18 protein-coding genes are annotated in these 21,687 nt (G+C 67.2%); 4 read left to right on the plus strand and 14 right to left on the minus strand.

Annotated elements, in window-relative coordinates; genetic code table 11:
• Positions 1-250 precede the first annotated feature (250 nt).
• Positions 251-1,495, minus strand: coding sequence for an O-antigen ligase family protein (locus ACSQ14_RS13410; protein ID WP_436013542.1), 1,245 nt, complete (start codon positions 1,493-1,495; stop codon positions 251-253).
• A gap of 435 nt (positions 1,496-1,930) precedes the next feature.
• Positions 1,931-2,095, minus strand: coding sequence for a hypothetical protein (locus ACSQ14_RS13415; protein ID WP_436015474.1), 165 nt, complete (start codon positions 2,093-2,095; stop codon positions 1,931-1,933).
• Here ACSQ14_RS13415 and ACSQ14_RS13420 point away from each other — a divergent pair.
• Both ACSQ14_RS13420 and ACSQ14_RS13425 read left to right on the plus strand, forming a co-directional pair.
• Positions 2,060-2,605 (plus strand): SGNH/GDSL hydrolase family protein, encoded by a 546-nt coding sequence (locus tag ACSQ14_RS13420; protein ID WP_436015413.1) that lies wholly within the window; start codon positions 2,060-2,062, stop codon positions 2,603-2,605. The two genes, ACSQ14_RS13415 and ACSQ14_RS13420, sit on opposite strands and share 36 nt — an antisense overlap.
• Before the next feature lie 226 nt (positions 2,606-2,831).
• Positions 2,832-3,890 carry an acyltransferase family protein gene (locus tag ACSQ14_RS13425; RefSeq protein WP_436013544.1) on the plus strand — a complete coding sequence of 353 codons (1,059 nt, stop codon included), beginning with the start codon at positions 2,832-2,834 and terminating at the stop codon, positions 3,888-3,890.
• 924 nt (positions 3,891-4,814) lie between these two features.
• Here ACSQ14_RS13425 and ACSQ14_RS13430 read toward each other — a convergent pair.
• The 6 genes from ACSQ14_RS13430 to ACSQ14_RS13455 all read right to left on the minus strand — a co-directional run bounded on the left by ACSQ14_RS13430 (position 4,815) and on the right by ACSQ14_RS13455 (position 10,407).
• On the minus strand, positions 4,815-5,837 hold the full coding sequence (locus ACSQ14_RS13430; protein ID WP_436013546.1) for a hypothetical protein: 1,023 nt from the start codon (positions 5,835-5,837) through the stop codon (positions 4,815-4,817).
• Between the two features lie 16 nt (positions 5,838-5,853).
• Positions 5,854-6,843 (minus strand): glycosyltransferase, encoded by a 990-nt coding sequence (locus ACSQ14_RS13435; RefSeq protein WP_436013548.1) that lies wholly within the window; start codon positions 6,841-6,843, stop codon positions 5,854-5,856.
• A gap of 10 nt (positions 6,844-6,853) precedes the next feature.
• Positions 6,854-7,660: a WecB/TagA/CpsF family glycosyltransferase gene (locus ACSQ14_RS13440; RefSeq protein WP_436013550.1), complete on the minus strand. Its 807-nt coding sequence runs from the start codon at positions 7,658-7,660 to the stop codon at positions 6,854-6,856.
• Positions 7,657-8,640 carry an NAD-dependent epimerase/dehydratase family protein gene (locus tag ACSQ14_RS13445; RefSeq protein ID WP_436013552.1) on the minus strand — a complete coding sequence of 328 codons (984 nt, stop codon included), beginning with the start codon at positions 8,638-8,640 and terminating at the stop codon, positions 7,657-7,659. Before ACSQ14_RS13445 ends, ACSQ14_RS13440 begins: the two co-directional genes overlap by 4 nt.
• 8 nt (positions 8,641-8,648) lie before the next feature.
• Positions 8,649-9,953 (minus strand): UDP-glucose dehydrogenase family protein, encoded by a 1,305-nt coding sequence (locus tag ACSQ14_RS13450; protein ID WP_436013554.1) that lies wholly within the window; start codon positions 9,951-9,953, stop codon positions 8,649-8,651.
• A 169-nt stretch (positions 9,954-10,122) separates the two neighbouring features.
• Positions 10,123-10,407 carry a hypothetical protein gene (locus ACSQ14_RS13455; protein ID WP_436013556.1) on the minus strand — a complete coding sequence of 95 codons (285 nt, stop codon included), beginning with the start codon at positions 10,405-10,407 and terminating at the stop codon, positions 10,123-10,125.
• 368 nt (positions 10,408-10,775) lie between these two features.
• Here ACSQ14_RS13455 and ACSQ14_RS13460 point away from each other — a divergent pair, with 368 nt between their 5' ends.
• Together ACSQ14_RS13460 and ACSQ14_RS13465 are read left to right on the plus strand one after the other, a co-directional pair.
• Positions 10,776-11,876 (plus strand): glycosyltransferase family 2 protein, encoded by a 1,101-nt coding sequence (locus ACSQ14_RS13460; protein ID WP_436013558.1) that lies wholly within the window; start codon positions 10,776-10,778, stop codon positions 11,874-11,876.
• A gap of 1 nt (position 11,877) precedes the next feature.
• Positions 11,878-13,203 carry a lipopolysaccharide biosynthesis protein gene (locus ACSQ14_RS13465; RefSeq protein ID WP_436013560.1) on the plus strand — a complete coding sequence of 442 codons (1,326 nt, stop codon included), beginning with the start codon at positions 11,878-11,880 and terminating at the stop codon, positions 13,201-13,203.
• Between the two features lie 4 nt (positions 13,204-13,207).
• Here ACSQ14_RS13465 and ACSQ14_RS13470 read toward each other — a convergent pair whose 3' ends face one another.
• The 6 genes from ACSQ14_RS13470 to ACSQ14_RS13495 are packed head-to-tail and all read right to left on the minus strand — an operon-like array spanning position 13,208 to position 21,471.
• Positions 13,208-14,095 (minus strand): hypothetical protein, encoded by an 888-nt coding sequence (locus tag ACSQ14_RS13470; protein WP_436013562.1) that lies wholly within the window; start codon positions 14,093-14,095, stop codon positions 13,208-13,210.
• Positions 14,092-15,444 (minus strand): GNVR domain-containing protein, encoded by a 1,353-nt coding sequence (locus ACSQ14_RS13475; RefSeq protein ID WP_436013564.1) that lies wholly within the window; start codon positions 15,442-15,444, stop codon positions 14,092-14,094. The genes ACSQ14_RS13470 and ACSQ14_RS13475 overlap by 4 nt, the downstream gene beginning before the upstream one ends.
• Positions 15,444-16,874 (minus strand): AAA family ATPase, encoded by a 1,431-nt coding sequence (locus tag ACSQ14_RS13480; protein WP_436013566.1) that lies wholly within the window; start codon positions 16,872-16,874, stop codon positions 15,444-15,446. Before ACSQ14_RS13480 ends, ACSQ14_RS13475 begins: the two co-directional genes overlap by 1 nt.
• Positions 16,871-18,322, minus strand: coding sequence for a hypothetical protein (locus ACSQ14_RS13485; RefSeq protein ID WP_436013568.1), 1,452 nt, complete (start codon positions 18,320-18,322; stop codon positions 16,871-16,873). The genes ACSQ14_RS13480 and ACSQ14_RS13485 overlap by 4 nt, the downstream gene beginning before the upstream one ends.
• A gap of 9 nt (positions 18,323-18,331) precedes the next feature.
• Entirely contained in the window at positions 18,332-19,594 is a 1,263-nt protein-coding gene (locus tag ACSQ14_RS13490; protein ID WP_436013570.1) for a glycosyltransferase, read from the minus strand.
• A gap of 8 nt (positions 19,595-19,602) precedes the next feature.
• On the minus strand, positions 19,603-21,471 hold the full coding sequence (locus ACSQ14_RS13495) for a WecB/TagA/CpsF family glycosyltransferase (RefSeq protein ID WP_436013572.1): 1,869 nt from the start codon (positions 21,469-21,471) through the stop codon (positions 19,603-19,605).
• Positions 21,472-21,687: the final 216 nt, after the last annotated feature.

Genomic DNA, 21,687 nt, shown 5'->3' on the forward strand with positions numbered 1-21,687 from the left:
ACACGCCTTGCTGCAGCCTGCCAGGCTCGCGCAGCCCTGGAGATGACCCGGACGGGCGGTAGCGCGCGCTTGGTTCCGCGTGAGATACCGACCCGGCCGCTTTCACGCCGCATCGACGGCCAGGTTGTCTGAGCGACCACTTCCCCGCGATCGCCTCAGATCCCGAAAACATCACGCCGCTAGTCTCAATGCAGTCAATCAATAACCCGGGGTGGCGCCCGAATTGTGAGAATGGATCGACATCCTCGCCTCAAGCCCGCCCCACCACACGCGTTCGATAAGCCTCTTGAAAAAAGAGAATGAGAGAAACACCGTATAGCGTAGTCAGCTTTCCGCCAAGCACCAGCCCGGTTAGTCCGCTTAACGCAATAAATATCAGAATATAAGAGCTGTAGGTGTGACGTCCGCGACTGACCCGCGACGAATAAACTGCTCGCAAGAAGGTACTCACCACAGCGAATCCCAACAGCACAGATCCAATCAGGCCAGTCTCAAAATAGCTGTTGATCCACATACTATGCGCGTTCGCGGGTCTATAATTATTCCAGGCGTAATCAAAGCTGGGGTTGAGATAGCTCGCAAAGCCGTATCCCTTCCACGGTTTAAGGGCGGCGAGTTGCTGGGTTTTTGCCCAAACGTAGGTGCGGCCAGACAAAGAGGCATCGCCCTCTCCGCGACCGAACATAGCCGCAATCGTGTCGGCAAGCCCGAGCGCACCCAAAACTAGAAGGACGGCACCCGAGATCGCGAAGAAGCGGGCGTAACCGCGCGTTTGAATACTCACGGCCAGCAACACTGTGATCAGGGTATAAGCTAGCAACGTGCGGGTTTGCGTCGCAACAAGCGTCGCTACGAATAACAGGAGAAGTGGCCAGAACCTGCCCCCCCCAACTCGCTTCCCGCCCCTCAGCCAAGAGATCGCCATGACTATTATTGCGATGGCGCACAAGTATCCTAGACGAAACTCATGCTCCATTACGCCTTTCAAGCGCCAGATGCCCTTATCCTGGAGGGCAAACGAAGGCGATACGAAGAGGGCGATCCAGCTCAATATGCAAACAACAGCCACCATTCTCACCAGCCATTTCAACGTAATGTCTGGGTCGATGCGCGAGGCCGACACGGCAATCGGAAGCAGGCTGAGCAGAAACGCCGCGTGCAGGATCGTCTCAGATGAACTCACTGACCAGTAGAACGAAATCAGGCACCAAAGAAAATATAATACCCAAGAAGTAGCTACGAGGAACGCCCCAGCACTGAGCCTTATCGACTGCATGCCGATGATGACGGACGGAACCGTGCAGGTCAGGATGACAGCTGCAAGCGGTATGTTGACCCGTCGCACGCCAATCCGAGGAAGCGTGACTTCCAAAACGATGAAGGCGAGAAGCGCAACAAAAACGAACACATTGTCGCGCGTCTCGGCTCTAGTCCGGCTCGCGTCTCGCGAAACCTGGCCCGCCTTCGCCGCATACACTGGCTTCGGCGCATTCACTTGGGGCGATCTCATGGAAAATTAAGCTCGCTCTCTAGTTTTTTGGCTCAATGGACAACGCATATCTCAGTAGCAACCCCTCTGCGCCAGGCCAATTCCGCACTACACAGTGCCAGACACGCCGCCCCCTCCAGCCTCATGCGACCGCCAAGCTTCGTGGATGTGAAGGAGGCCCAGTTGAACGACCTGTCAATGCCCGTCGAAGCCACGCCAGCGATGGCTAACACGGCCACTCTGCGCCTGTAGCGCGAATAGGTATATTCGCCCAAAGGCAGAGCGTGAGCGTCGCGACCGACCAGATGGGCGCCTCGTGCTCACCCGTGACGCCCAGCGCCACCTTGACGGCTTCGCCACTGCCACCGCAAATTGTGGTGCCTTTTGTTGATGCGGGTATTTATGCTAACCGGCAGTGCTCTTGCTTTCTCCCTGCTATTGTCAACTTCCGACTGCAAGGGACTTCGCCCGCAGGCTGGCCGAGAGGCGGAATACGGCGCAATTGTACATCGCGTCGAACGCCTCCATCCCGATGTCCTGTTTCTCGGCGACAGCATAACGGCAGCCTTGTTGCGGCACGATCACCGCGCCGTATTCCAGCGCCACTACGGCGATTTAAACGCCGCTATTGCCGCCATTCCCGGCAACACCAGCGCCAACACTCTATGGCTCCTCGATCATCTACCGAAGATGAGCCCGAAAGTTATCGTGTTGCAAATTGGGGCGAATGATCAGCGCTGCCGCTGGGGCCCAGAGATCACGGCCCAGAATATTCGCGCGATCATCTCACGCGCGAAACAGAAATGGCCCATGGCCCGCATCGTCCTCGTCCCCCCCCTGCCTAGAGGGTCGGACCCAGGTGCAGAGCGAGGAGAGTACGTCTCTCAGCAATTTGCTGCGAGACCTGATGTCCGGATTGTCTGGCTGGGCGACCTATTCGTCAGCGGCGGGAAGCTGGTCGGTTTCGACAGCTCCGCGAACCTCCACCCGACCGCCGCCAGTCAGGATCGGATGGGTGCGCGCTTGGGGCCGGTTCTGCATGACGAGCTTGGAGCGGCGAACCAAGGGGGGCGGGGGCGGGGGCGGATCGATCGGCGCGAAGAACATACTCACTAAGCCACAGAAGATGGTGATCCAGAAGAGCACCACCAGCATCAGGAGCGGCGCGGGATACATCCCGAAAATGTCAGCAAGCATGGCCGGCGCACCCTCCGCATAGAACGCGTTGAGTGCATCGGTCCTTCGTCATGGTCAAGGCTTTAGCAAGCTCTGAACCGCCACCGTTTTGGGCTTTTCTACCCAACTAGGCTGTGCAATGGGTTCGCGCGTAGCGGGGACTCGTATGGCCAGACAACCGACGATCGTCAATTTGCAAGCTCTGCGGTTCGTGGCCGCGTTTCTGGTGGTGATCGGCCACGTCCAGGGCGAAGCTGCCCGACTCGTGGAGGGCTATGAAAAGTGGCTACCGATTCCTTGGGCGGTCGGGGTGGATATCTTCTTCGCCATCTCTGGCTTTGTGATGGTGCTCACCGCCGCCGACAAGGCAGGCTCTGTCACAGCGGCTAAGGAGTTCCTCTGGCGTAGGCTGCTCCGCATTGGGCCGATCTACTGGATCTTTACGACGCTCGCCGTCGCCATGGCGGTCCTGCTTCACAACAAGCTGTCTTGGAGCGAAGTGCTGGCCTCCTACGCCTTTCTTCCCTGGGCTGAGGTGCCCTTTGACGTTCGCCCAACCCCGATCCTCGATGTTGGTTGGACGCTCAACTATGAGATGGCCTTCTACACGCTGTTCGCCGTCGCCATGCTGTTGCCGAAGCGCTGGTCCCTCCTAGCCCTGAGCGCCTTCCTGATCGCCCTGACCGCGGTCCATCCGCTCGTCCCGAAAATTTCCCCGCCATTCTTTACTTGGACGAACCCGATCATCCTGGAGTTCGTGGCCGGCATGTGGCTCGGCGTGGCGTATCGAAGCGGCTTCCGACTTCCCGTCGCGGGCTCTGTAGCTCTGACGATGGCCGGCATCGCACTCCTCGCCTTCCTGTGGAACGCATTTGGCGAGTCGCTGCGCTTCATCACTTGGGGCGTTCCCGGTTTCCTGATCGTGGCTGCCGTCGTCTTAAGCAAAGATAGCCGCGAAAACACGATCATCGGCTCGGCGATGAAGCTCGGCGGGGACGCCTCCTACGCCCTCTACCTGTCGCACATCTTCTCGCTGAATGCCGTCAGCATGGTCTGGAAGAAGTTGCCGGTCGATGACAACGCCCTCGCCTACATCGTTTTCGCGACGCTCGTTTCCGTGCCTGCGGGGATCTTCGTCCACCTTTTCGTCGAGAGGCCCGTGTCGGCGTGGATTAAAGACCTCTCGTCCACTCCGGTTCCGGTGTCCCGGCTCTCCGAGGTTTGAGACAGTGCAGGAGAGAACAGCTCAGCTGGGCTGGATCAAACCACCTCTGCCCAACACTGCCCGTGACGTTGCTCCGACAGCCAGGTGAAGCTAAAGTCCCCCCGCGGGGGGACCAACAGAGTTGCGGTCACGGTTCACCGAAGACCAGAGCATCGCGGTCGTGGACCTTTGCCGCAAGTACGGTCTGAGCACACCGAGCTTGGCGCTGAAAGATTTGCTTAGAACAGGAATGTGGTGACACGCGCAGCGCATAATGCCGTGTCGACCGGACCAGCGTGCGCTACCAGTCTGCACAATCGGACGACGCGGCGTTGCGTGAGGGATTGAAGGTCTTGGCCCATGAGTGTCGGCGCTTAGGCTATGGGCGCTGACCCTTATTGCAGCGGCGACTGGGCCAGGAGGTCAACGGTGAGGCGTGCTTCGCTGTATATTTGCTGCACGTCGACGGTTGCCCGCGCGGGTGCCTGGACCTGGTGGACCTCACGCTGACAGCGCCGGCGCGCGCGCGGGAGTTGGACAACATCCGCCTGCACGGCCTCGGCGACTATCGTCAGCGACCAACGGTACCGAGCTGCCGCCGAACAGTGCGCGCCCCCGCGGCGATCGCGAGCGCGGTGCGGTTCGCTACCCCGCGCCGTGCTCGGGGCCTCGCGCACGACTGCAATGTGGCTCGGCTGCACCCGAAGCTCGGTTGGATGACGCTTGGACTACACCGCGCCCTCCGCGGCGATTCCCGCCGACACGCTGCGATTCTGGCCCCTCTCAGCGCCTCAGCCAGTCACCCACGTCAACAAGGGCTCGGATCAACCCAGGACTCTCGCTCCCAGTGGACGAAGGGGGCCACGTCAACTGGTGCACGTCGATTAGACCGGTCAGACTGCGGACGGAGGCATCGAAGCACTGCCACACAGCCCTCCCGCAGCACTAAAGCCAGTAAGCCTTTTTAATGATGTCGATCCCGACCGGCGCTAGGTCCGCCGCCGGCGCACCCGTGATCAGCGCACACTCGTGATAAGTGGCTAGGGCTCCCGGCAACTTATGCATCCGATATCCCTCGTCCAGACTGACAGCGAAGAACTCTTCGATCGCTGCCATCATTTCCGCCGCACGGCGTACGTCTTCAGAGGCGAAGCCACCAAGCTGCTGACTGGCGGTTCGGACGATCTGAACCACATCGAAGTCCAGACAGTACGGCACAGACTCCATAAAGGGCTTGTGGGCACGGAAGAGCTGGGACGCCTTCCGCAACAGCGCTTCACCGGCGAGATACTTCCGGTCGGCCGCGTGATTGACCCAGAGGATATGAGCGACTCCACCAACATCACCTAGATCAGGATCATGGCGGACGCCATAAAGGAGGCGGAACAGCTTTTGGAAGGCGTCCACCTGATAGAGCTTAATGAGGCCAGTGCGCGCGTCGAGATAACTGTCGGAGTTGGCCAGCACGCGCGGAGCTAGCTCCTTCAATTCCGTCGCATACTGGGTGCCGCTGTGCGCTAGCGACCATAGGATCGACGGTGCCCCGCCGATCCAATGACTGACGCGCCAGTTGTGATGGGCAAGCCACCTCGGATACCGAGGCAAGCCACGGCCCTTGTGGATGATCTGACCGAAATCCATCGCACGCCCGTTGAGTGCGGCGCCATAGAGGTCACCGAACTGCTCGCGAAGGATGTTCAGGGCGCCGAAGGCATAGGCGCAGTTATGCACGCTAAGGACCGACGCCTCCCCGCGCCCGCGCCAGCCCGGCAAGCCGTGACGCTGGAGGATCTCGACGAATTGCTTCGGCGCAGAACCTTCGATCCGGCTCAGTTCTCCACCGAGACAAAGAGAATAGACCACATCGCAATGCTCCTCGACCGTGGCGTCACAAGGCGTTCCCTTCGTCCAGAACTCGAGCAAGGCCGTGTGATGACGCTCAAGATAGCCGAGGACATGAAATTTCAAGGCCGGAACTCCCATCTTACGCCCCTTGAATGCCGAGCGCCTTGAACACCAAGTTCCGGGGTGCGGCGAGAAGCGGAGTGGAAAAAGCTTTGCCGATGACCTTGACGGCGAGGCGTTGAGGGGCGCTCGCCAGGTTGGCTGACATCCGCTCCGCCTGGGGTGCGTTGCCCCAAGCAATCAGTCGCAGGCAATTCCGCAGGACGCGTTTTTGAAGCGCTGGATCATGTTTGGGAACCAACGCGTCAGGGCCGCTCGCCTTAAGCTTTTCGAACGTGGCCGCCCGCTCAGCCTCGCCCAGGTTCGCCATTCTCTGGCAGAGGAGAAAGTACTGGGCCTGCACCGCGGCCTTCTCAGGCGCATACGAAACGCCCTCAAACTGGATATACCGTTGATAGAGCGGCTTCTTTACTGTCGCGAACCGACAGTTCCGGATCATACGCAACCAGAGATCATAATCCTGGCAGTAGCGAAACTCTGGCCGATAGCCACCCGCGGCGTCATAGATCGAGCGTCGATACATGACTTCGCCATGTGTAAACACGTTGCCCCGCGCGAGGCTTTCCAAGGTGGTCTCGTCGGCATCCGGCGTCCGCAACCTGACGATCCCACGTTCCTCGACCACATTCTCATAATGAGAACCGACGACGCCAACTTCAGGACGTGCCTGAAGAATGGCAGCCTGCTCGGCGATCCGGTCCGGCGTCGACACATCGCCCGACCCTTGGACGGCGATGTACTCTCCCGTAGCTTGCGAAATTGCATTGATCATGCCCCGGGTGAAGCCGAGGTTCGTTTCGTGCCGGATGATCTTCAGACGTGGATCACCCAGCGCTTCGTACGCATCGAGGCGACGGCTTGTATCGTCGGGCGACTTATCATCAAACACGATGATTTCAAGATTGGGATAGGTTTGATCAAGGAGAGACCGCAGAGTGCGATCCAACAACATCCCTCGATTATAGTAACCCGTAATCGCTGTTACGCGCGGCAGCGCACGCTCAGACATCGGAGATCCCTTAGCCACTGTACCGAACCATTCGATAGAAAGAGTGCGGGTTGGTCAGCAGGTATCGAACGCCAAGGCGACGCGGTTCGAGCACAGACCGGAACAGCCACTCCAAACCCGCACGCTGCATCCAGTCGGGAGCCCGAGGGGCGTCTCCGGCTAGATAAGAATACAGACCGCCGCAGGTCTTGACCCAGCCCACACCGCGAAGGCGCTCCCGGTTGGCGACGGACCAAAATTCCTGTTTCGGCTTGCCGAGCCCTACCCACAGGACGTCCGCGCCACTCTCAACAACTTGGCGGCACACGTCGGAATCTTCTTCGGATCTGAAATACCCGTTCCGCCGACCAACGATGTTCAAATCCGGATAGAGCCTCAGCATCGAATCCACCGCGGCCGCATTCTGCTCTTCCTTGCCGCCTAGCACATAGAACCTAAGGCCAGAGCGCACCGCGGCCTTCGCGGCGTCATGGAAGAAATCGGTCGTCGCCGCACGCTCAGGGATCGGCGTGCTGCCGAACCAGCGAGATCCCTTCACCACCGACATGCCGTCGGCATGGATGATGTCTGCCGCCCCCATTGTCTTGGCGAACTCGCGATCGGTGCCCACGAGAGAGATGCCCTGGCCGTTGGAGGAGAACACCAGCCTTGGGGCCGGCTTGCGTTGCGCAGCGCGCGCCGCCTGGCAGTCGCGCACCATCGCTTCGGCGAGTTGCGAGCGCGTCGCCACGACGGTCTTCAGCCCGCCGACGACCACCTCGGTGAATCCATGAGAATACTTCTCCGACGGGCTCGTCGGATCGAACAGGTCTCTCATACACTCGCCCTCTGGCCGTAGAACGACCGATACCAATCTACGAACCGCGGAAGCCCCTCGGCGATCGGGATTTGCGGTGTGTAGCCGGTGACCGCTTTCAATTGTGAGACGTCGGCGCAGGTGTGCCTCACGTCGCCCGGCTGCATCGGCTTGAAGTTCTTCTGCGCCTCGCGCCCGAGCACCCGCTCCAGCGTACCGATCATCTCCATCAGCCCCTCGGGGCGGCCGCCCCCGATGTTGAGGACCCGGTTCGCGCCGCGCGCGGGCGGGTTGTCGAGCGCCCCCAGCACTCCGTCGACGATGTCGTCGATGTAGGTGAAGTCCCGCGCCATCTCGCCCTGGCCGAAGACCTCAATCGGCTGGCCGGCGAGGATCTTCTGAGTGAAGGAGAAGTAGGCCATGTCGGGTCGGCCCCAGGGTCCGTAGACCGTGAAGAACCGCAGGCCGGTTTGCGGGAAGCCGAAGAGCTTCGCGTAGGAACTGCTCATCAACTCGCCCGACCGCTTGGTCGCGGCGTACAGCGACACCGGCTCGGCGGCCGCATCGTCCTCGCGGAAGGCCGCGCCATCCCTCGGCCGATCGCCATAGACCGACGACGAGGACGCGTAGACCAGATGCTCGAACCCGGGCGTGTGGCGACAGGCCTCTAGCACCGCCAAGTGGCCAGCCTGATTGCTGCGCTCGTAGGCGAACGGATTCTCCAGCGAATAGCGGACCCCCGCCTGAGCGGCGAGATGCACCATCCGCTTCGCGCCGGCGGCGCGCACGACGTCTCGCAGCGCCTCATGCTCGGCAATATCTATCCGCACCATCCGGAAGCCCGACTGAGCCTCCAGTCGGGCGGCGCGCGCGGCCTTGAGGCGCGGATCGTAGTAGTCGGTGAAGACGTCAACGCCGACGACCTCTTCGCCGCGCGCCAAGAGGCGCTCAGCGACGTGCATGCCGATGAAGCCGGCCGCGCCGGTGACGACGACGGTCATGGATAAGCCTAAACCCGCCCGACGCTGACGTACTTGAAGCCGTCGCGGCGGACTTCCTCCGGCTTGTAGATGTTGCGCAGGTCGACCAGCACCGGGGCCTTCATCAGCCCCTTGATGCGTTGCAGGTCCAGCGCCCGGAACTGATCCCATTCGGTGATGATCACCAGCGCATCGGCGCCTTCCGCGGCCGCATAGGGGTCGTCCTTGAACTCCACCCGCGGCAGCATCTGCTTGGCCTCGTGGCCCTCGGGGTCGAAGGCCTGCACCCGCGCGCCGGCGGCCTGCAGCGCCGGGACGATGTCGAGGCTGGGCGCGTCGCGCATATCGTCGGTGTTCGGCTTGAAGGTCAGGCCGAGCACGCCGATGGTCTTGCCGGCCAGGTCCTGGCCCTCGACCGCGGCCGTGACCTTGCTCGCCATCGCCTTCTTGCGCGCGTCGTTGACCGCCACCGTGGTCTCGATCAGCTGCATCGGGGCTTCGTAGTCCCGCGCGGTCTTGACCAGCGCCAGGGTGTCCTTCGGGAAGCAGGAGCCGCCGTAGCCCGGGCCGGCGTTGAGGAACTTGCCGCCGATCCGCTTGTCGAGGCCGATCCCGCGGGCGACCTGCTGCACGTCGGCGCCGACCGCTTCGCACAGGTCGGCGATCTCGTTGATGAAGGTGATCTTCATCGCCAGGAAGGCGTTGGCCGCGTACTTGATCAGCTCCGAGGTGCGCCGGCCGGTGAACTGGATCGGCGTCTCGTTGAGATACAGCGGGCGGTAGAGTTCGCGCATCACCGCCTGGGCGCGCTCGTCGCCGGTGCCGACCACCACCCGGTCGGGACGCTTGAAGTCCTCAATCGCCGCGCCTTCGCGCAGGAACTCGGGGTTCGACACAACGGCGACGTCGGCCTCAGGCCGTACGCGCTGCATGATCGCCTCGATCTCGTCGCCGGTGCCGACCGGCACGGTCGACTTGGTGACCACGACGGTGAAGCCCTCGACCAGGCCGGCGATCTCCTCGGCCGCGGCGTAGACGTAAGAGAGGTCGGCGTGGCCGTCGCCACGGCGCGACGGGGTGCCGACGGCGATGAACACCGCGTCGGCCTTCTTCACGGCTTCCGCCGCCTCGGTGGTGAAGAACAGACGGCCGGCCTTGACGTTGTCGGCGACCAGCTTGTCGAGGCCCGGCTCGTAGATCGGGATGCCGCCGGCCTGCAGCCGCTCGATCTTGCCGGCGTCCTTGTCGATGCAGGTCACCACGTGGCCGAAATCGGCGAAACAGGCGCCGCTCACCAGACCCACATAACCGGTGCCAATCATCGCAACGTGCATAGAAATCCCCTCAACCGCGGCCCAGCTTGATACAGGCCCGCTGCGCTGCAGCAAGCCCTAAGCCAACCTTCTCGGGAAATTGTGACAACCTGCACGCAGTCGGGGTGGGCCGGCTCAGATTGCGGGCGCGACCTGGGGACTGCGCCCGGGCGGGCGCCCGGCGCGGGCTCTAGGCGGAAGGCTGGGCAAGCCGGGAGAAGATCTCTTGCAGCGGCAGATCGCGGCCGGCCGGCGACGACGGCGCGGCGTAGTGTCCGAGCGATAGCGGGCGCGCGCCGAGCCGCGTTTGCGCCGCCGCGGGGGGCGGGCCGCCGGTGCCGGAGGCCTCGCGCCCGACCGCCTGGTTCAGTTGATCGAGCAGCGGCCAGGACTTTTGCGACGCCATCCGGCACGTGATCGTGTCGAACTCGATATAGGTCAGGTCGCCGTCGGTCAGATAGCGGACGTCGTCCAAGGCTCAGTTCCCAGCTTGTGTCTGCGAAGCAGTCGCGTCAGCAAAATTAAGGTTATCGCAACCCTACCTCAACCTACCGGAAGTCGCATCGTTAACCGGGAATACCTGCGAGTAGCCGCAAGTCGCGCCCTCGCCGCGCGCCATAGTTGCGCAGCTTTTGGTTTCGGGTGGCGGCGCCCTGCCCCGCCCCACTTGGCGCGCGGTTGGAGCGTCATCCCCGGCCTCGGCGCTGACGGTCGCGCCGGATCAAGCTTCGCCTGTGCAGGCGCGTCGGAACGCGATATCGCTGGTCGGCTGGCCGGGCTTGCACGTTGCGCCGGGCCGGATGCGGCGGGGGCGCCGTGGGGCTGCGGAGCGGGGGCTTCTGAGTGTCCAGGCTGGTGTCGATCTGCATCCCGACGCGCAACCGCGTCGACTTCCTGCTGGAGGCGGTGGGCAGCGTGCTGGTGCAGGCGCACCGGCCGCTGGAGATCCTGGTCGGCGACGACTCCGACAACGAAGTCTCGGCCGACACCCTGGAGCGGCTGGAGCTGCCCGCCGGCATTACGCTGCGGGTGTTCCGCAATCGCCCGGGCCTCGGCCAGGCCGGCAACGTCAACGCCCTGTTCAAGGCCGCGCAGGGCGAACTGCTGCTGCTGCTGCACGACGACGACCTGCTGATGCCCGGCGGGCTGGACCGGCTGCTGCGGCTGAAGGCCGAGCATCCCGACGCCGCCTGCCTGTTCGGCCAGCAGCTGGTGATCGCCGACGACGGCCGACTGCTCAGCGGCGAGACCCTGGAGCTGAACACTCTTTACCGGCGCGGCGAGCTGCCGGACGGCCCGGTGGCGTCCGGCCTGGTCGCCGGCCTGCTGCAGCAGATCCCGAACAACGGGTTTCTGGTGGACGCCGCGCTCGCCCAGCGCACCCTCTACCGCGCCGACCGGGAAATCGGCACGGCGGTGGACGCCGACTTCGCGATCCGCATGGCCGCGGCCACCGATCGCCCGACGGTGTTCGCCCGCGACTATGTCTCGGTCTACCGGCTGAGCCGGCAGTCGATCCTGCGCAGCGTCGCCAGCCAGCGCTATCACCTGTTCTTCCAGGCGCTCGCCGCGCTGGTGATCCCAGCGGAGGCCGAGCCCGCCCGCGCCGCCGCCCTGCAACAGATCGCGCCGGCCGCGGCGCTCGATGCGGCCAACGCCGGCGACCGGGCGCTCGCGCTGCAGATATTCCGCTCCGACGCCTACCGGCCGCGCAGGGCGAGCCTGCACAGCCTGGCCATCGCGACCTCCGTCGCCAGCCCGGCGCTGGGACGGCGCATGCGCCCGCTGCTGAAGACCAGCCTGGAACTGCTGCGCCGGCTCCGGTCCGCCGCAGCGCCGACGCGTCAGCCCACGACCGCCGCCTGGCCGGAGCTGCAGGCCCAGGTCGAGCGGGCGCGCGGCGGCCTGTCGCCGGCCGCGGCGCCGGCCGCCCGCGTCGCCTGACGTGTCGAGCGATCCGCTGACGCTGGTCGCGACCGGCGGGCGTCTGGCCCGGCTGCGATCACGGCTGGCCGACCGGGCCGGCCGCGAGCAGCTGGTCGCGCTCGGCATGCGCCTGCTGGGGGCCGCGCTCGGCTATGCGATGCTCACCCTGGCGGCGCGGACCCTGAGCCTCGCCGACTTCGCCGACTTCGCCCTGCTGGTCGCCGCCTCCGGCCTGTTCAGCGCCGTCGCCACGCTTGGGCAGGACACGCTGCTGCTGCGCGACCTGCCGGTAGCGCTGGACGCGCGCACCGGCGCGCACCGCCGGCTGATGGTCCACGCCGGACGGGTCGCGAGCCTCGGCGCCTTGCTCGCCGCACTCGGCGCCTGCGCCTACGCCGCGCACGCCCTCAACTCCGGCTCGCTGTGGCTGATCGCCATGGCCGGGCTGCTCGTGGCCGCCAACGGCGCCGCCGAGATGATGTTCGCGGTGCAGCGCGGCGCCGGCGCCGTCCAGCGCGCGGTGTTCAATCGCGAGGTGCTCTGGAAACTGTTTCCGGTGCTCGGCCTGGCCCTGCTGTGGGCGGGCGCAGGTCGCGCCACGGCGCTGGGCGCCAGCGGGCTCTATCTCGCCGGCCTGCTGCTCAGCGTGGTGCTGGGCGCCGCCTTCGCCAAAGGGCTCTGGCGCCGGCCCGGAGAAACGGACACGACAGCGGACGCGGACGGCCGCCCGAGCTCGGGCGGCGGCGCCTTCTTCCTGATCAATCTGGTCGCCCAGGCCGGGGTGCAGGTCGACGTGCTGATCCTCGGCGCGCTCGCCGCCGTCGATCCCGTCATGCTCGGGGCCTTCTACGCGGCCCAGCGCACGACCCAGCTGTTCTGGATGATCCCCTACGGGGCCTCGATCACCGCCGCCTCGCAGATCCCGCTGGCCTGGGCTCAAGGTCAGCGCGAGGCGATCGCCCGGCTGTCGCGGCAGCTCTCCCGCACGCTGTTCCCGCTGCTGCTGACGCTAGCCGCGGCGGCGTGGATCTGGCGCCGCGAGATCATGGGGCTCTATCGGCCAGAGTTCGCCGAGCACGCCGGCCTGCTGGCGATCCTCGCCCTGCCGGCGGTCATCTCTGCGGCCGGCGGGCTGCACAACGTCATCCCGCCGCTGTGCGGCCAGGAGCGGATCTACTCGGCGCTGCGGGCGGCGATCGCGGTGAGCTTCTGGGGCGTCAAGTACCTCGTCGCCCTGAGCGGCGATCTCTACGCCTTCGCCTGGACCGGCGTGGCCGAAGCCGTCGTCGTCACCGCCATGGGCGTCATCCTCTCGGCGAGGCGGCTGCGAACCGCCCCGGTCTGACCGGTCAGCTGGTCACGACCGTCCCGAGGAGGCTCGCGCCGCGGCTGCCGAGCCAGGCGCAGGCCGCCCGCACCTCGGCCAGGCGCGTGACGTCCTTGCGGGTCACCACCAGGCCGCCGTCGAGCCCGTCGCAGGCGGCGAACGCCTTGGCGTCGCCGGCGCTGGCGTCGACCAGCACCACGTCGAACAGGTCGAACAACGCCTGCAACCGGGCCGCCAGCCGCCCGCCGTCCAGCAGTTCGCTGCCGTTCGGCACCGCCGGCCCGGTGGTCTGCAGCCAGAGGTTCCGGATCGCGCTGGCCTGCACGACGTCCTGGTGCGCGCCGCCGCTCGACAGCAGGGTGGTCAACCCGAACCGGTTGTGCAGCCGGAACAGGCCGTTCTGCACCGGCGCGTCGAGATTGCTGTCGATCAGCAGGGTGCGATAGCCCGCCTGGGCGAAGGCGACGCCGAGGTTGGCGCAGAGCACCGCCGTCGCGACCTCGGCGTCGAGCCCGAGGACGCCGATGCTGCGCACCTCCGCCGGTCCGGTGATGCTCGCCGTCAGCACGCCACGCAGCTCGCGCACCCGCTCGGCCAGCGGATCCTGCGGCGCGTAGGCGGCGACCACCAACGGGTCGACGCCAGGATCTCCCCGCCGCAACACGGTGAAGTCCTGCTGGTTCTCGACCGCCCGCGCCAGGGTGCTGGTGGTGACCAGGCCGAGCCTCTGCGCCGCCTCGCCGAACAGTTCGCCGGTGCGCTCCTGCTCGGCCATGATCCGGGTGAACTGCTCGCGGGTGATCGCGCCCATGGCGAGCAGGATCTCGCCGATCCGACGGCGCGCTTCGGCGTTACGGCCGCGCGCGGCGTCGCTGCGCGTGGTCCGCGCGGTTGAGCCCTGCAGCCTCATGACGCGTCCCTCAGGAGAGCCGTAATCTCGGAGCCTGCGAGCGGCAGTTCGAACACCGGGCCGTCGGCGCCCGCGGCCTGGACCCCGGCGGCCGTGCGCACCCGCGGGCTGCGCCATTCGCGGAACACGCCCCAGCCGGCGGCGGCGAGCGCGCCCAGCACCAGGCCCAGGAAGGCGCGAAGCCCGCGGTTCGGGCGGCTGGCCTTGAGCGGCGGCCGCGCCGGATCCAGCTGGCGCACGCTGGTGCGGGGCAGCTGCGCCTGCAGCTCGGCGTTCCTCAGCCGCTCGGTGACCTGGTCATAGGCCCGTCGGGCGGACTCGGCGTCACGCTGCAGCATCTGCAGCTGATTGCGGGCGTCGGCCATGCCGATCATCTTCTGCCGCTGCACCTCGGTCAGCCGCTCGAGCTCGGCGACGCGCCGCTCAGCGCCCTTCTTCGACACGGCGAGCGAGCGCTGCGCCTGGCGCGTCTCTTCCGCCAGCCGGGTCCTCAAGGTGTCCATTTCCGACTGCGCCGCGACCAGGTCCGGGTGGCGCGGGCCGTAATGGGTGGAGAGGTCGGCGATCTTGCGGGACTGCTCGGCGATGGCGGTGCGCAGCTGCTGGATCACCGGCGTCGACTGGACCTCGGCGGCCGAGGCCGCCTCCACGCCGGCGCGCGACCCGACGTCGGCGGAGTTCGCCTCGGCCTGCGCCAATTGCGCCGAAAGCTCCCGGAGCCGGCTCGTCTCGCCGTCCATCGCGCCAGCGTCGGTGAAGCCGTTGGCGCGCTGGAACTCGGCCAGCGCCGCCTGAGCGCGCTCCATATTGAGGCGTTCCTCGCGCGTCTCCTCCTCGAACCACCGGCTGGTGCTCTTGGCGGGATCCACCTGCAGCCGGATCTGCATCTCGACATAGGCCCGGGCGATGGCGTTGGCCGTGCGCGCCGCCACCTCCGGGTCGCGAGAGGCGAAGGCCAGCGTCAGGACCTGGCTGCTGCGGTCCGCATCGACGCTCAGGCCCTCGCGGACCGCCCGAGCGGTCAGCGCCTCGGACCGCGCGCCGCCCCCCGCGCCGCCGGAGAACTCGGGGAGCTCGCTGAGACGGGCCTCGGCGATCGCCGCGCGCAGGACCTGCTCGCTCTTCAGGATCTGCGCTTCGGTGGACAGCACCTGGCCCATGTCGACCGGGTCGCGGGGCCCCTCGCCGATCACGGTCGGGTCGCGGCTCACCAGCAAGGTCGTCGTCGCCACGTAACTGCGCGGGGTTTGCAGGGTCCAGGCGCCGATGACGGCGAGCACGACGCAGAACGCGGCGAGCTCCTCACGCCACCGCGCCCGCAGCGCCATCAGGAGGTCCGGCAGGAACATCAGGACACGCCCTCGCGGCGGCTGGCCTTGCGGGCGGGCTGGGCGTAGCCGGCGAGGTTCAGCCCGCGACCGACCGGGGCGATCGGCGCCTCGGCCGTCGAGGCGTCGGCTTCAGGCGGCTGCGGTTGGGATCCGACGGGCTCGGCCTCGGCCGGCGCGGCCGCCAACTCCTGCGGCGGCGCGGCTGGCGCGGCGAGCTCCAGCATCGCCAGCAGGAACTGCGGCGCCAGACTGTCGGCGCTGAGGCGTTCCCGCACTTCGTCCAGCAGCCCAAGTTCAGAATCCGCCTGCGACGCGGTCGGCGCCGACGCGTCCGGCGCGTCCGCCGCCAGCTCGCCCGCCAGTGCGGCGGCCTGGGCCACCTCGACGAGGCTCGACCGCAGCTCCGGCCGCAGCCGCGCCAGGGGCGCGAAGAAGGCGCTCTCCTGGACGTTGAGCCGCGACCAGTCTTCGATCGCCTTGGCCAATCCGTCGCGCACATCGGCGGCGCCGACGACCTCGGCCTCCGCCTTCAGCGCCCCCAGCGCCGCCTCCAAGGCGAAGAGGCGGGCGTGATAGGGCGAGCCCGAAGCGACGCGGGCGATCAGGTCGACGGCGGCGGGCGAAAACGCCAGCCCGCACTGTTCGGCGCCCTGCTCGACGAGCCGGCGCAAACCCTCGTCGGAGAGCCGGCGCACGGGCGTCGCCACCAGGTGGCGCCGCAGCGAAGGGTGATGGACGATGATCTCGTCGACGCTGCGGGCGATGCCGACGATCACGAACTGCACCGGCGCGCGGGTGTCGGCGACGAGCTTCATGAAGGTCGCCAGCTCGACCTGCAGCTGACGGTCGGTGACGCGGTCGAACTCGTCCAGCACCAGGACCAGCTGCCGGACCAGGCCGGCCTGCAGCAGTTCGACCATCTCCTGGCTGCGGACCGCCCGCTTTAGCTCCTCGGCGCGGGCCGCCAGATTGGCGCGGCCCTCGAGGGTCAGGGCGGTCTCCGGGATGAACCGCATGTAGGCGGCCAGCAGTTCGCCGAAGCCGACCCCGGCCTCGGCCGCCAGATAGACGACCACGGCGCCGGCCTCGTCGGCCTGCGCGCCGAACACCTGCACCAGCGAGGTCTTTCCCGAGCCGCGGGCGCCGTAGATGATCGCGTGCTTGCCCTGCTCGAGCACCGCGGTGGAAAGCATCTCCAGTTCCGCGTCGCGGCCGCACAGCTCTCCACGGTGCTTCACCGGATGCACCGGATCGAAGACGCTCAGCGCCAGGGACCGCCGATCGGGGCCGCGCACCGGCTCAGCCGGCGCCAGCTCCGGCGGGAGCTGCGGCGACGCCGGCGGGACATAGGCCGCAGCGGCGGTCAGCACCTGGACAGGCGACGACGCCTCCGGCTCCGCCGCGCGCGAGCGCAGCCATTGCGAGAACCGCGCCAGCTTGCGGCTCATGACGCCCCTCCATCGCCAAGCCGGCGCACGGGGGCGACCAGACGGCCAGCGCCGGCCAGCGGAGCAGGCGCGCGCGCCGGACTCGTCGCTTGCTGCGGACGTAGCACCAACTGAAGATCCCCCAAGGCCCCCGACCGGCTCCACAGGCACCCGAAGGCCGCCCAGAGCAGGCCGGAGACCTTAACCGAGAAGATCGAAAAGCTCACGGAAAGACAGAGGGTGATGGCGATGGCCGCGCCGAACTTCAGCCGCCGGCCCGCCGCGTCCTCCCCGAAATCGCTCAGCATCAGCACCAGCCAGAGCCCGAGCGCCACCAGGGCCGACTGGGTCTGGATCAGGTAACTGTAACCGGCGTCGACCCATTCGACCGGCTCCAACCCAAGCACCCCCGCCAGCGTCGTCTGCTGCAGCACGCCCAGGCTGTAGCGAAGGCGGCCGGCGAAGTCGTCGCTGCCGCTGTCCAGGAAGCCGAACTGCGCCAGCATAAGCACGCTCAGGCCGAAGGCGACGGGTGCGAGCGCCGCCAGGCGCGACGGCGCCAGGCGCAGCAGCGGCAAGGCCGCGATGAGGATCAGGTTGGTGACCAGCGCCAGGCGGCCGTCGCAGACGCAGAGGCTGATTAGGTTGCAGACGATCAGCACCAGCCGGGAGACCGGCCGCATGTCGCGCCAGAAGGCGGCCAGCAGCACGGTCGCCATCGTCGTCCAATTGCCGAGCGACACCGGCTCGAGGAAGATCGACGAGCCGCGATGGAAGCCGGTCCAGGGCAGCAGGAAGCGGCCTTCGCCCCGGACGGCGCTGACGAACAGCGACCCGCCGGCCCAGAAGTTCTCGTCCGCAAAGCCGCGGGTGTTGATGTAGTAGCTGCGCGGGTCGAGGACGAAGGCGTAGGCCTCGGGGGCCAGCAACTCCCACACGCCGACGACCGCGATCAGCACCTGCAGGCCGACGAGCAGCCGGACGAGCTCCTGCCGGCGCAGCCGGGCGCCGAGGCACAGGAAGGCCGGGATGGTCAGCACATCGCCCAGGTACTTCGGATTGAAGGCGTCCCGCGCGAGGCCAAGCGCGATGTTGCTCGCCACCAGGGCGGCGGCAAGGATCAGCCAGCGCACCGGCGCGCGCTCGGCATTGGCGAGCCCGACCGCGAAGGCCGTGGCCACCAGCCCGGCCTGGATCGCCGCGACGATCCCTCCGCTGAGACCGGCGACGTTGGCGTTCACTACGGCGAGCGCCGGATTGAACAGCACGGTCGCGGCGAGCAGGCCCAGCGCCAACCACTGCCAGACGCCGATCGCGGCGGCGTCCCGGCTCGGGCTCGGATCGTCGGCATGAGGAACGCGCGACGGCAGCGTCAGAGCGTGACGCGCGCCGTCCTCGCCGCGGATCAAGCGTCCCAGGCGGCGCGCGGCCCCCTGCCCCAACGTTCCGACGCTCAGATCCGGCATCATCTTGCGGGCCTAGGAGGCGAGCAGCGCAGGCTTGCGCCTGCCGCTCCAGCGCTGCGGCGATTTCGTCCGATGCCCCTCGACCACCTCGGTCAGAAAGGCTTCGAGTTCGGCGCCGGTGCGCGCCTCGCTGTAGCGGTCGGCGAGGTCGAGCGCGCCGTCGCGCAGGCGTCCGAGCAACGCCCGGTCGGTCGCCAGGCGCTCAAGCTGCGCGGCCAGCATCGCCGCATCGCCAGGCTCGAAGACGAGGCCGGAAACGCCGTCTTCCAGGTTCTCCGGCAGTCCGCCCGAGCGGGCGACGATCGCCGGCACGCCAAACGCGAGGCCTTCGACGCTGGCGCGCCCGTAGGGTTCAAACCAGATCGAGGGCACGACCACGACGTCGACCTGGGCGAACAGATCGGCGGGGTCGATCCAGCCGAGGAAACGGTGGCTGGTCCCCGCAAAGGCCGCCCTGAGCTGCGCCGCGTAATCGGCCTCGCCGTCCCCGGCGATCAGGAATTCAATCTCCAGGTCGCGCGGCAGCGCCTGGGCCGCGGCGGCCAGGGTCTCCAGCCCCTTGATCGGCGTGTGCACGCCCAGATAGCCGACCCGCAGCTTCGCCGAGGCGGAGGGCGCCGGGAGGCTGCGCGCCTTGCGGACGGCTCCCGGGATCACCCGGGCCTGAGCCTTGCGGAAGAGCCCGGCTTGACGATGCCGCTCGACCACGAAGCGCGTCTCGCCGACCAGTCCGTCGACCAGCTGGGAAAGCATAGCCTTGCCGAACGAGGCGGCGCGGCAGTCGACGCAGCGCTTGGGCCCGCAATTGGCGCCCTTGCGGAACAGCGCGCCGCGCCAGCAGAGCAGGAAATAGCTCTGGGTCACGTGCACGATCGGCCGGCGCGCGCTCGCCGCGGCCGCCCAGGTGGCGACGTTGATGTTCTCGGTGCTCACCGTCATCACCAGATCCGGGCGGTGACGGGCGATCTGGCGACGCATCGCGAAAAAGGCGCGCGGGTTGAAGTTCTCGAGCGCGTGCCACACCAGCTTGGCCAGCGGCGGATGCGGCTCGTAGTAGTTGCGGTAGATGTTCAGCGGCGGGACGAACTCCACCACCACGCCGTCGTCGCGCACATAGGCTTCCGCCTTGTCGCCGACGCTGACCACCTGCACCTCATGGCCGCGCGCAGCCAGGGTCTCAGCCAGCAGCTCCGAGCCCGCCGGGCCGCCGCCGCGGCCGTACGGCGGAAAGGCGGCGCAGGCCATCAGGATGCGCATTGGTCGGGAACGCGGCATGGGTCGGACTAGGCCGTCTTCGGACTCACGGCCAGGCGGGCGGCCCGGATCAGGAACAGCACATTGCCCAGCAGATAGCGACGCCAGAGGCGGCCCGGCTCCTTATACAGCCGGAACAGCCACTCGCAGCGCAGCCGCCGCATCCAGGCCGGCGCCCGCGAGACCTCGCCGCTCAGGAAGTCGAACAGAGCGCCGACGCCGATGCCGACGAACGGCCGCGCCTGCGTATACCCGTCCAGCCAGAACTCCTGCCGCGGGTTGCCCATCCCGACGAGGATCAGGTCGGCGTGGGCCGCGCGCACCAGGGCGTCGACCTCCGCCCGATCGGCGAAGTAGCCGTGGTGCGTTCCCACCACTTCATGCTGCGGCCAGCGTTCGGCGAAGACCTCGGCGGTGCGCCGTATGCAGCCCTCGGTCGCGCCGAGCAGGAAGATCCGCAGCCGGCGACGGGTCCGGCTGAGGTAGGCGGGCACGAAGTCGGTGCCGTTCAGGTTCTGGGGGAATGACCGCCCCAGCAGCAGCCAGCTGGCGAAATCGATGCCGATGCCATCCGGCAGCAGGTCGAACCCGCCGAGCACCTGCGCCAGGTCGGGCCGCGTATGGCAGAGGTTGGCGAGGTGGGCGTTGACGAATGCCACCCGCCGGCTTTTGCCCTCGTCGAGGCCCGCGTCCAGCGCCGCCACCGCCTCGGCGGTGTAGCGCGCCTGGATCTCCAGACCGAGCAGCCGCCGGGAAGGCGCCGGGGTGCGATAGATCCGCTCATAGGCCTCGGCGGCCGCATCCCAGGCGTAGCCCGATAGCGCCGCCTGCAGACGGAGCGCGCCGGGCGGGCGGTTGCGCCAGGCTTCCCAGCTGTCGAGAAAGGCGTCGGCGTCGGCGACCGGGTCCGCGAAGTCCAGCAACAGGCCGAGGCCGGTCCGGCCGACCGTGTCGCGATGGGCGGCGATATCGCTGAGCACCGGCAATAGGCCGGCGGACAGGGCCTCGAGCGCGGCGATGCCGAAGCCTTCGTATTCCGAGGCGCTGATGAAGGCCGAGGCGCCGGCGATCAGCTCTGCGAGCTCCCCGTCGGGCGGCGTGTCGACCACCTCGACGCGGTCCTCCAGCCCGAGCGCGCGCGCTGCGGCGCGCACCGCCTCGACGTCGAGGTCGAACGGGCGGCCGGCCAGCGTCAGGCGCCACTCCGGATCGCGGGCGACCAGCGCCGCGAAGAACAGCAGGGCGCGGCTTAGCCCCTTGTGCGGCGCGAGCCGACCGAAATAGATCAGCCGCTTGGCGCCCGGGGACCGGGCCAGCCCGGCGAACTTCGAGACATCGACCCCGTTGGCGATGAAGCTGATGTCGTGCGGGCGGATCGCCGAAAAGGTCTGGAGATCGTTCTCGCTCGTCGCGACGACATGGGCGTAGGCGCCGAGCGCCCGGCGCGTCACCTGCTGGAAATAGAGCGCCTTCAGACGCCGGGCGAAGCTCGTATGGAAGAAGCCGCCGTGGGTGGTCACCACCAGCTTGGCGCGGTGCATCCGCCGGGTGAGCCAGAGGTAGTCGAATAGGAAGTCGACAGCGTGCACGTGGACGACGTCCGCGCCGCGGAGGGCGGAGAGCACCGCCGGGGCGATCGGGTAGCGACGCGAGCCGACAAACGGAATGCGGACGATGTCGACCCGACCGAGCGCGTCCTGGCTCGGCAGGATCTCGGGATGGCCGAACACCCGGTTGAGCGTGACGACGGTCACCTGGTGACCGGCGTCCGCCTGCGCCTTGGCGAGGCTCTCGACCATGTTCTCCAGCCCGCCGACCGAGGGCCAGAACTGGCGGGTGACGTGGATGATGCGCAGCCGCACCGCCGGCGTGCTGGCGGGCCGGACGAGGGGCGGCATGGCGTCGTCGCCAAGACCTCGCCGAGCGGGAGAAACGTCGCTCGCGGCGATCTTCGCCGTCGCGACCGCCGCTGAACGGCGCTTGGTTCGCTCCACAATCCCCTCCGCGGGGCGGCAGCGTCCGCCGCTCGCCCCACCACTCGCCCCTAGACACACTCACAATATCGTATCATCGATTACTGAAAGCCTACAAATACAAGTAGCTTTCACGCGCAA

The sequence above is a fragment of the Phenylobacterium sp. LjRoot219 genome, assembly GCF_964252995.1.
Classification (GTDB): Bacteria; Pseudomonadota; Alphaproteobacteria; order Caulobacterales; family Caulobacteraceae; genus Phenylobacterium.

Coding starts and splice junctions, on each gene's coding strand:
- ACSQ14_RS13425 (WP_436013544.1), top strand. CDS start 2,832: ATGGCCAGACAACCGACGATCGTCAATTTGCAAGCTCTGCGGTTCGTG.
- ACSQ14_RS13435 (WP_436013548.1), bottom strand. CDS start 6,843: ATGTCTGAGCGTGCGCTGCCGCGCGTAACAGCGATTACGGGTTACTAT.
- ACSQ14_RS13440 (WP_436013550.1), bottom strand. CDS start 7,660: ATGAGAGACCTGTTCGATCCGACGAGCCCGTCGGAGAAGTATTCTCAT.
- ACSQ14_RS13445 (WP_436013552.1), bottom strand. CDS start 8,640: ATGACCGTCGTCGTCACCGGCGCGGCCGGCTTCATCGGCATGCACGTC.
- ACSQ14_RS13450 (WP_436013554.1), bottom strand. CDS start 9,953: ATGCACGTTGCGATGATTGGCACCGGTTATGTGGGTCTGGTGAGCGGC.
- ACSQ14_RS13470 (WP_436013562.1), bottom strand. CDS start 14,095: ATGAGGCTGCAGGGCTCAACCGCGCGGACCACGCGCAGCGACGCCGCG.
- ACSQ14_RS13475 (WP_436013564.1), bottom strand. CDS start 15,444: ATGTTCCTGCCGGACCTCCTGATGGCGCTGCGGGCGCGGTGGCGTGAG.
- ACSQ14_RS13480 (WP_436013566.1), bottom strand. CDS start 16,874: ATGAGCCGCAAGCTGGCGCGGTTCTCGCAATGGCTGCGCTCGCGCGCG.
- ACSQ14_RS13485 (WP_436013568.1), bottom strand. CDS start 18,322: ATGATGCCGGATCTGAGCGTCGGAACGTTGGGGCAGGGGGCCGCGCGC.
- ACSQ14_RS13490 (WP_436013570.1), bottom strand. CDS start 19,594: ATGCCGCGTTCCCGACCAATGCGCATCCTGATGGCCTGCGCCGCCTTT.
- ACSQ14_RS13495 (WP_436013572.1), bottom strand. CDS start 21,471: ATGCCGCCCCTCGTCCGGCCCGCCAGCACGCCGGCGGTGCGGCTGCGC.